Source organism: Mesorhizobium sp. M7A.F.Ca.ET.027.03.2.1, assembly GCF_003999175.1.
GTDB lineage: Bacteria > Pseudomonadota > Alphaproteobacteria > Rhizobiales > Rhizobiaceae > Mesorhizobium.
The window spans coordinates 1-7,573 of record NZ_RZOM01000183.1 but is presented as its reverse complement, the minus strand read 5'-3'; the positions used below and the strand labels follow the sequence as shown (position 1 = coordinate 7,573).

General features: G+C 57.2%; 9 protein-coding genes. 3 read left to right on the top strand and 6 right to left on the bottom strand.

What is annotated here, in order from left to right; genetic code table 11:
- Window positions 1-280 precede the first annotated feature (280 nt).
- From EN750_RS41465 to EN750_RS10830, 5 genes are all read right to left on the bottom strand, one after another.
- The gene (locus EN750_RS41465; protein WP_063169297.1) at window positions 281-529 is read right to left on the bottom strand and encodes an aminotransferase class III-fold pyridoxal phosphate-dependent enzyme; all 249 of its coding nucleotides are present in this window, start codon (window positions 527-529) and stop codon (window positions 281-283) included.
- Window positions 490-717: an aminotransferase class III-fold pyridoxal phosphate-dependent enzyme gene (locus EN750_RS41460; RefSeq protein WP_263485461.1), complete on the bottom strand. Its 228-nt coding sequence runs from the start codon at window positions 715-717 to the stop codon at window positions 490-492. Before EN750_RS41460 ends, EN750_RS41465 begins: the two co-directional genes overlap by 40 nt.
- Window positions 718-938: 221 nt before the next feature.
- Window positions 939-2,921: an argininosuccinate synthase-related protein gene (locus tag EN750_RS10840; RefSeq protein ID WP_063169298.1), complete on the bottom strand. Its 1,983-nt coding sequence runs from the start codon at window positions 2,919-2,921 to the stop codon at window positions 939-941.
- Window positions 2,918-3,862: a DMT family transporter gene (locus EN750_RS10835; protein ID WP_082826572.1), complete on the bottom strand. Its 945-nt coding sequence runs from the start codon at window positions 3,860-3,862 to the stop codon at window positions 2,918-2,920. The genes EN750_RS10840 and EN750_RS10835 overlap by 4 nt, the downstream gene beginning before the upstream one ends.
- A 657-nt stretch (window positions 3,863-4,519) precedes the next feature.
- Complete coding sequence (locus EN750_RS10830) at window positions 4,520-4,738, bottom strand: helix-turn-helix transcriptional regulator (protein WP_029354714.1); 219 nt, start codon at window positions 4,736-4,738, stop codon at window positions 4,520-4,522.
- Window positions 4,739-4,847: 109 nt separating this feature from the next.
- Here EN750_RS10830 and EN750_RS10825 point away from each other — a divergent pair, with 109 nt between their 5' ends.
- Window positions 4,848-5,114: a DUF2285 domain-containing protein gene (locus EN750_RS10825; protein WP_063169299.1), complete on the top strand. Its 267-nt coding sequence runs from the start codon at window positions 4,848-4,850 to the stop codon at window positions 5,112-5,114.
- A 438-nt stretch (window positions 5,115-5,552) separates the two neighbouring features.
- On the opposite strand, the gene EN750_RS10820 is transcribed toward EN750_RS10825, so the two are convergent.
- Entirely contained in the window at window positions 5,553-5,786 is a 234-nt protein-coding gene (locus EN750_RS10820; RefSeq protein ID WP_082826573.1) for a helix-turn-helix transcriptional regulator, read from the bottom strand.
- 115 nt (window positions 5,787-5,901) lie between these two features.
- Here EN750_RS10820 and EN750_RS10815 point away from each other — a divergent pair, with 115 nt between their 5' ends.
- Together EN750_RS10815 and EN750_RS10810 are read left to right on the top strand one after the other, a co-directional pair.
- On the top strand, window positions 5,902-6,183 hold the full coding sequence (locus EN750_RS10815) for a DUF2285 domain-containing protein (RefSeq protein WP_063169301.1): 282 nt from the start codon (window positions 5,902-5,904) through the stop codon (window positions 6,181-6,183).
- A 438-nt stretch (window positions 6,184-6,621) separates the two neighbouring features.
- Window positions 6,622-7,573: IS481 family transposase (locus tag EN750_RS10810; protein ID WP_127230906.1), on the top strand; the 952-nt coding region annotated here is incomplete at its 3' end.

The window sequence follows — 7,573 nt, the reverse complement described above, 5'->3', positions numbered from 1 at the left end:
CGTTTTGTACCGGACACGGATGAAGTGCACCCCTCGGGTGAGCGTTTGCTCGATAATATCCACTGAAGTGAAGCAGTCGGTCTTAATGCTGGAACTCATGCCACCCGACCGACCCGGGAATTCGCAGCAGCGGCGCCGTCGAGTGCAGAACGAATGCCGTCAACCAAGGGGTCGATCTCGCTTTCGGTGATTATATAGGGCGGACAGATTCCAAGCACGTCTCCCATATTGCGGATCATGACGCCGTGCTCGCGGCACCGCCGCTCGACATCGCCGATCCTCAGCTCGGGCGCGAAGACGCGACGGGCGCACGATCCTCGACGATCTGAACCCCCGCGATGAAGCCGCGGCCGCGGGCTTCACCGACAAGCGGATGGTCGCCGAGCGCGTCCGCGAGGGCTCCATGCAAGTGATCGCCGAGACGACGCGCCTGGGTCACGAAATCGATCTCGCTGTAGATCCTGATCGCCTCGGCGGCGACGGCCGCTATCACCGGATGACCGGAGTAGGTGAAACCGTGACCGAACACGCCGACCTTGTGGGCCTCGTCAGCGGCGCATTGATAAATCTTGTCGAGATAATGACGCCGCCAATGGGCAGGTGACCGGATGAAAGCCCCCCGGCGATCGAGAGCATGTCCGGTTCCATCCCAAATGTCTGGCTACCAAACCAGTTCCCGGTGCCTCCGAAGCCGCAGACCACCTCGTCGGACAGCATGAGGATAATTTCTCACTTTCTTGCGAAGATCGGGGGTGTCCACGGTCATTCGTATTACGCGAGATCCGCGAGGCCAAAAACCATCATACCAGAGAGGCGAAACTGCTATCTAGGTGTTTAGATGCAAGAAATTAATCCTGCATTGTTCCCGCACCAGGAACACCCGAGAGGATACCAAGCAGTATTGAACCTTGTTGAAAATGCTCTCGGCGCGCTGAGCGTTATAATTTCTCGAAGGCGATCACAAGGACGTCGCGATAAGCGTACGGCATTTTCAGGTTTTCGGCCACAATCGACGATACATCGTGAAAGGTTTCGCGGTCGTTGCAGATCACAAAATCATTCGGGGAGTTCATTTCGACCTCGCCGAGGAACTCCTTTGAGGCGTCGGTGATCATGCTCATGCCGCCGGTGACGTTGACCCGCCCAATCATATAGCAAGCAATGAAGTCCACCCCGTCCTGGTGAAGGCCCTCGGGTGCCGGTTTGCCATTTACACCATCGCGCGCGACAATCCGGTAGGGATGGATCTTGATATTCCAACGATCATGTCGGGCGGCTTCACATAGAATTCTGCAGAAACCTGTCAGAATCTTTTCTAAGACGGGATGGTCTATAAAGGAGTTTTCAAGGGGCTCGAAGTGGCGCTTGAAGCCGCCATTCAGATGATTGACACTTTTTGATTGTTCGTAGGGGGCGTGGGGTAGGAGCCTAAAGATTCCGTCAGTCGCGTCATATTCAAAAGCGCTATAGCGCCGGTAACGATATGTTCCGCCGTCACGCATGTATTCATCGAGAAGAAGTCGATTCCAATGGTCAGCAAAGTTCTTCCAGGCTGCATCAATTTCGATGCCAAAGCAGGCTTCGGCGCGCTCGCCTTTTGAAAACCACCATCCATTTGTCACCAGACCGTCAGTGCATTGTTGACTGAGGTTGGCCGGCGCCTGGGGTGCGTTGTTTTCCACGGGTGTCTCCCTTTTGGTGACTTGGCGAGGACGGAACGCTTTGGACAACGCTATGTGGGTTGCGGCTTGGTATTCCCAAAGGTCGCGGTCCCTAATGTATCTCGGCGTCCTGGCTCGGATCGACCGAGGTAAAAAGCGTGTGTGATCGACTATGTAGCTGACGCTCCCGCTAACGCCCTCGAGGGCGGATGCAATGGCCCGTTCGCACATCTGGTGAATAGTACTGCCCCATGCACCTGAAACCGCCTCTTGGGACCAGGCTTGCTCAAGCCCTTGCTTCAAAACGATTGATGCCACGTCAAGAGAAGCGGTTTCGAGGTGACGCAGCGCGTCGAAGATAATGGCCGCGGCAGGGGCCTCGCGGACTTCGAGAACCTTTTGGCCGGTTGTGATGTGTTCAAGCCCGACAAAGCGGCCGTGCCCGAATTTGCCGACCGTGTTATTCAGGAACGGGATTGCGTCGACCAATGCAACATCACGGTCATCAATTGACACGAGACTTCCGTCTGCAAACCCGAGTTTGATCTCTACCGGCTGCTCTGCGGGAATGTGGCGCGTCCAAGCAAATGCCTCCTCGGGGATGGAAAAGTTCTCGGGATCTTCCAAAGGCCCCGACTCGAATTCCCGACACCAGAGGTTTTCGTCCGCGCTCCACGTGCGGTCCGCCACAAAAGTCGCTCCACACTTGGACAGGTCGGAGGTCTTCTGTTGTCGGGATATCACAGAGCATTCATACGGACTGCCGAAGTTGCCGGAAAATCCTGAGCGCTTAATGCTATTGTTAAGGCGCGGAAGACTGTTTTGAGAAAGGTTTGCTGTATGAAGAACCAGCCGTGAGTTGATTGACCTAGCATGATTAACAACCAAAGATGCGATTATGGGACGGCTCAACGAACTGCTCAACGGATAGATGCCAAGGTACTTGGCGTGGGCTCGAATGGCTGATTTCACGCCTTGTTCGACAAAGGCATCCCGCCCTTCGAGGCAGACAAAGCGCGCGCCGAACATGGCTGCCGTCCGTTCCAACAAAGGCTGATCGATGCGCGTTCCGACATCCGCTGCGACAGCTTCAATGTTCGCAAAGCCAAGGCTTTGCAGCTTGTAGAGAAGATAGGTGCTGTCGAGACCGCCGCTGAACATGGTTGCAACTGGTGCGGTTCGGTCCGGAAAAGCCTCCAGATCTTCAAAACTCGAAATGCCGCCGATGGCGGGTTTGGTGGAAGCCAAGATGGGGTTCATTTGGATGTCCTGCTCTCAAACCAGATGCCAGCAAACGTCGCAGCGAGGACGAGGCCTGCGCCTATCAAGCTCGGTACTGTCAAAGGCTCATTCAGAAGAAGGTGCGCTAGAACGAAACCAAAAAAAGGTTCTGTTCCCATCAAGAAGCCAACCCGTGTCGGTGTGGATTTTCTCACTGCGGCATTTTGAATGTAGAATGCAGCGAGGGTGCAGAAGAGTGCAAGGAAGGCAACAGCGCCCCAAAACTGAAGGGTGGCCCTCACAACAAGGCCTGAAATTCCGAACTGAGCGACGGCCAAAACGAAAGTAAGTGTTGCCACCGTCGATCCTTGGATGGCCGTCAGGGCTGCAGATGAAATCTGCCGGCCGGCCAGAAGGCGTTTGGTGGAAACGACCATAACCGCTCGCAGAATCGCGGCCCCCAAGACAAGCGCGTCACCCGGGCTGAACCTGCTGATCCCGCCAGTGAGAATGCCGACACCGATGCACGCTATGGCAGCACTTGCCAAAATGCCCGTAGGTGGAAGTCGCCGTGATAGCCCATAGTCGATGCTCGGCGTGAAAATCACACAAAGCGATATGATCAAGGCCGTGTTCATTGCGCTTGTCGATGCAACGCCGTAAGTTTCAGCAATAAAGATGCAAAAAAGTATTGTTCCCAATGCGAAGCCGCGGATGAAATCGCCCCAGGAGACCAATGCGATCTCATGTCTTGCAGCCACTGCCGTAATGATCGTAGTAATCAGGAAGCGATAAAGAACAAGTATCGAAACCGGCGCGTAGAACAGTGCGCCTTTCCCGACCGGATAGCTCGCCCCCCAAACGAATGCGACTCCCAGCAAGGCTAGATCCACCGAGAAAGATGGCGTCCGTGTTTTCCTGACAGGTATTGGAGAACTTTCGAAAACGTCCACCTTCAAAGTTTCCTTTGTGTTAGCCATCCACCCCTGCTGCGAGGGTCAAACAGATCAGGTCGTTCAGCCTCTTGGGCGATCCGTGCCGCGGCGTACTTGTTTTTGGTAACGCAAGTGCCGTGCCGATTCGGAAAACCATTGCTAGACAACAACCTGGTCGCCTTGATAGTTCGGCGGTTCATGTCCATTGTTGTCAGAATGCCGACAATGACTTCAACTGCAGGGATCCTACCGGCAGGGCCTCAAGGCGAACACGCGGCTCCAAGATGCCGACACGATGGCTGGTTCAGCCATGCTTCGACAGTTGCCTGTTTTTTCAGTTCCTTTGCTGTTCGTGCGCTAACCGCAACGCTCCATACTAGTCTCGCGTGGCTGTCCCCGTGGGGTGGGCGGCAGAAAGCGATTAGGCCCGCTGAAAGAGGCGAACCGCATCCGAAGGATCGTAACCAAGAGAAGGACCTGAAGCGAGAGCGAAGGTTGCGGGAGGCCGCGGCGGGCCTAAAAGGCAATGCCGACCGCCCCAGGAAAGGCTGACAAAAACCGCAGCGGCCGACTGTCCAATAGGGTGCGCCGGGCCAGGGCGAGCCAAATGGCAGGGGCTGCCGGGGGACCCTAAGAAAAGCCTGGGTTCACGAGCACCCGGCGCGCGCCATCAGGCGGCCAGCTACTTGGAGGGCGGGTGTATCATGCCTGTTTGTCGGGCCGAACCAGATCCATGTGGCTGACGCCGAGGGCCAATGCCAGTTCATAGATCGTGATAATTGTCGGATTTCTTCGGCCTTTCTCCAAGCCGCTGATGTACTGCTGACTGAACCCGGAAATCTCCGCAAGCTGCTCCTGCGTCAGGCGCTTCCTTTGCCTGATCCTCTGCACATTCCGTCCGACCAACTTGCGCATATCCATGCACGCAAGCCAGCGGTTTAGGCGGCTTGAGTTTATCAACTATAATATGTAATCCACATTTAGCAGGCACAGGGCTTCGCGGGTCCATTGGCCGGAGATAGAATTAGCGATGTTGCAGCCCAGATCGAACACGCCGTTCGCCGACGAGGTCCCCTGGTCGGACCGCATTACAGCCTACGACAAGGACCACTTTACAACCTATATGAGGCTCCTGGACGCCTCGGCCGACAACGCCACTGAAGAGGAAATGGCCAAAGTGATCCTCGGCATTGATCCGGCACGCGAACCTGAGCGCGCACGCAACGTTCTTCGCAGTCATCTCGACCGTGCAAACTGGGTGGTGACGAGCGGCTACAAGGATTTGTTCGCCAGTTGACGAAATGGGCGGTGCGGTCGCTTCGCTTCAAGCAACGAAGTCGCGCAACCGCCATGCATCGACGTATCACCACAGCGCGGATGGCCCAGCGCTTCGCTGTCTCATCATTTTGTCCTCCGCTCGCCAATGGCTGCTTCCCAGGAATGGGTGCGGCGGCGAATCATGACAGGAACGGGTCCGCCGTCTGAGCCGCACCGCATCCGAAGGGCCGGATGGACAACCTACTGAAAGCTCACAGCTGGCTAAGGGTTGCGGGACGCCGCGGCGGGCCTAGAAGGATGCGGCGCCACCTGCTGAGAAAGGCACAAAACAGAGCGAATTGCGAGAGTCTAACGACGCGCTAGGAGGCGCAGCGGAATGGTCGAGACGCCAGAGCCAAGAAAAGCGGGGCTCGACCCACCGGCACACGGCACGCGCGGTGATGGGCGCGGGCGCCCACTACGTGCGCAGGCTCAACAGAATCTCACACGGATCAGCATCGAGGGCCGCAGTTACGTCGAGAAACTCAATGACATCGAGACGCCGTTCGCCACCCTCATATTTCGCCACGAAAGATTGCGGACGACCAAGCTTCTCAGCCACCTGCGCCTGCGTCAGCCCTTTGACATTGCGCAGTGAGATCAACTGGGCCAGAAACCGCTGGTGGCGGGGAGATCGAAGAGATTTGGGCATTTAGGTGAACCGGCAGGTAGAGACCGGCTCAGCGACTAATCCCCGTTTCGGATTATCCCATTTTGGGATATTCTGCCTTGGATCCAGCGATCAACATGCGAGGTTCGCGGCAGACATGAATCAATCAACGGGAACAGATAGGACTCAAAGCTCAACACTGCTCGACGAAGTCCCTTGGTCTGACCGTCTTACCGCCTACGACAGGGCGCACTTTACCATCTATATGAGGCTCCTGGACGCCTCAGCCGATGAGGCGCCCGAAGAGGAAATGGCCCAACTGATCCTCGGCATTGATCCGGCACTTGAACCGGAGCGCGCCAGGAAGGCGCTTCGTAGTCATCTCGACCGTGCGAACTGGATGGTGACGAGCGGCTACAAGGAATTGTTCGCCAGCTGACAAATTCGCAGTGCTCGGTCATAGAAGCGTTCCTGTGCCATTGGTCAGGCTGATCGGGGCCTGCACCACAGACGCGCCGGCAAAATGGACCCGGTGGCGAGCACAATTCAGTTCCCAGGAAATCGGGGTTTGGCAACTGTCCGAGCGTCTGACGTGATAGAAGGTTCCGCTCTGTCTGGATGGGTATTAGCCCGGAGCAGCACTCCATATCGTACCGGCGCTCGACGAAGGGTCCACCTCTTCGCTTTCAAGCCGCATAACCGATAGCCATCGCCCTAAGTCAAGGGTTAGAGATTACCGGCAGGCAGGTATGCAAGCGGGCCATCCTCGGAAACTATATAACCGCACGACTAGCTGTGAGCTTTCGGGAGGTTGTCCATTCGGACCGGACCGGGGAGACTGGAGTTACCAAGCTTCAGCACTCACCGGAGGGTCCGAATGAACATCCATAAGAATGCCCGTCTCACACCGCTGCGTCGAGAGGAGATGGCGCTGTCGGTGATAGAAGGCGCTTTCTCCAAAGCCCATGCGGCGCGTGTCTACGGCGTGTCGGCCAAGATCGTGGCGCGCTGGGTCGAGCGCTACAAGTCCGAAGGGCGGGCCGGCATGATCGACCGTTCCTCGCGGCCCGCCCATATGCCGCAGGCCACCGCTGCGTTGATCGCCGAGCGCATCATGGCGCTGCGGCGGCAACGTTGGACCGGCAAGCACATCGCCCATGAGGTCGGCGTCTCGCCCGCCACCGTTAGCCGGGTTCTCAAGCGTGCCGGACTGTCGCGGTTGCGGGATATCGAACCGGCCGAGCCGATCCGACGCTACGAGCGCGAGCATCCTGGCGAGATGATCCATATCGATATCAAGAAGCTCGGTCGTTTCGAGCGCATCGGTCATCGCATTACCGGCAAGCGCACCGGCAATGCCAGCTCGCGCGGCAGCAGTTGGGAGTTCGTCCATGTCTGCATCGACGACGCCTCCCGCATCGCCTTCTCGCAGATCCTGCCCGACGAGAAAAAAGAAAGCGCCATCGCCTTCCTCAAGGCGGCGGTGGCCTACTACGCCAGCCTCGGCGTCACGATAGCCCGCGTCATGACCGACAACGGCTCCTGCTACAGATCAAAGGCCTTCGCCAAGGCCTGCCGCGATCTCGGCCTCAAGCACGTCAGGACAAGACCCTATACACCCAAGACCAATGGCAAGGCCGAGCGCTTCATCCAGACAGCACTGCGCGAATGGGCTTATGCCATCGCTTATCCGACTTCAGATCACCGCGCCGCAGAGTTGCCGGTCTGGCTGCACAGATACAATTGGCACCGTCCCCACGGGAGCCTAAAGTCCAAAACACCTATCAGTCGCCTCGCTCTAACCGAGGACAACCTGTTGAGGCTCCACA

Coding starts and splice junctions, on each gene's coding strand:
- EN750_RS10825 (WP_063169299.1), top strand. CDS start 4,848: ATGTTGCAGCCCAGATCGAACACGCCGTTCGCCGACGAGGTCCCCTGG.
- EN750_RS41460 (WP_263485461.1), bottom strand. CDS start 717: ATGCTGTCCGACGAGGTGGTCTGCGGCTTCGGAGGCACCGGGAACTGG.
- EN750_RS10835 (WP_082826572.1), bottom strand. CDS start 3,862: ATGGCTAACACAAAGGAAACTTTGAAGGTGGACGTTTTCGAAAGTTCT.
- EN750_RS10820 (WP_082826573.1), bottom strand. CDS start 5,786: ATGCCCAAATCTCTTCGATCTCCCCGCCACCAGCGGTTTCTGGCCCAG.
- EN750_RS10830 (WP_029354714.1), bottom strand. CDS start 4,738: ATGGATATGCGCAAGTTGGTCGGACGGAATGTGCAGAGGATCAGGCAA.
- EN750_RS10815 (WP_063169301.1), top strand. CDS start 5,902: ATGAATCAATCAACGGGAACAGATAGGACTCAAAGCTCAACACTGCTC.
- EN750_RS10840 (WP_063169298.1), bottom strand. CDS start 2,921: ATGAACCCCATCTTGGCTTCCACCAAACCCGCCATCGGCGGCATTTCG.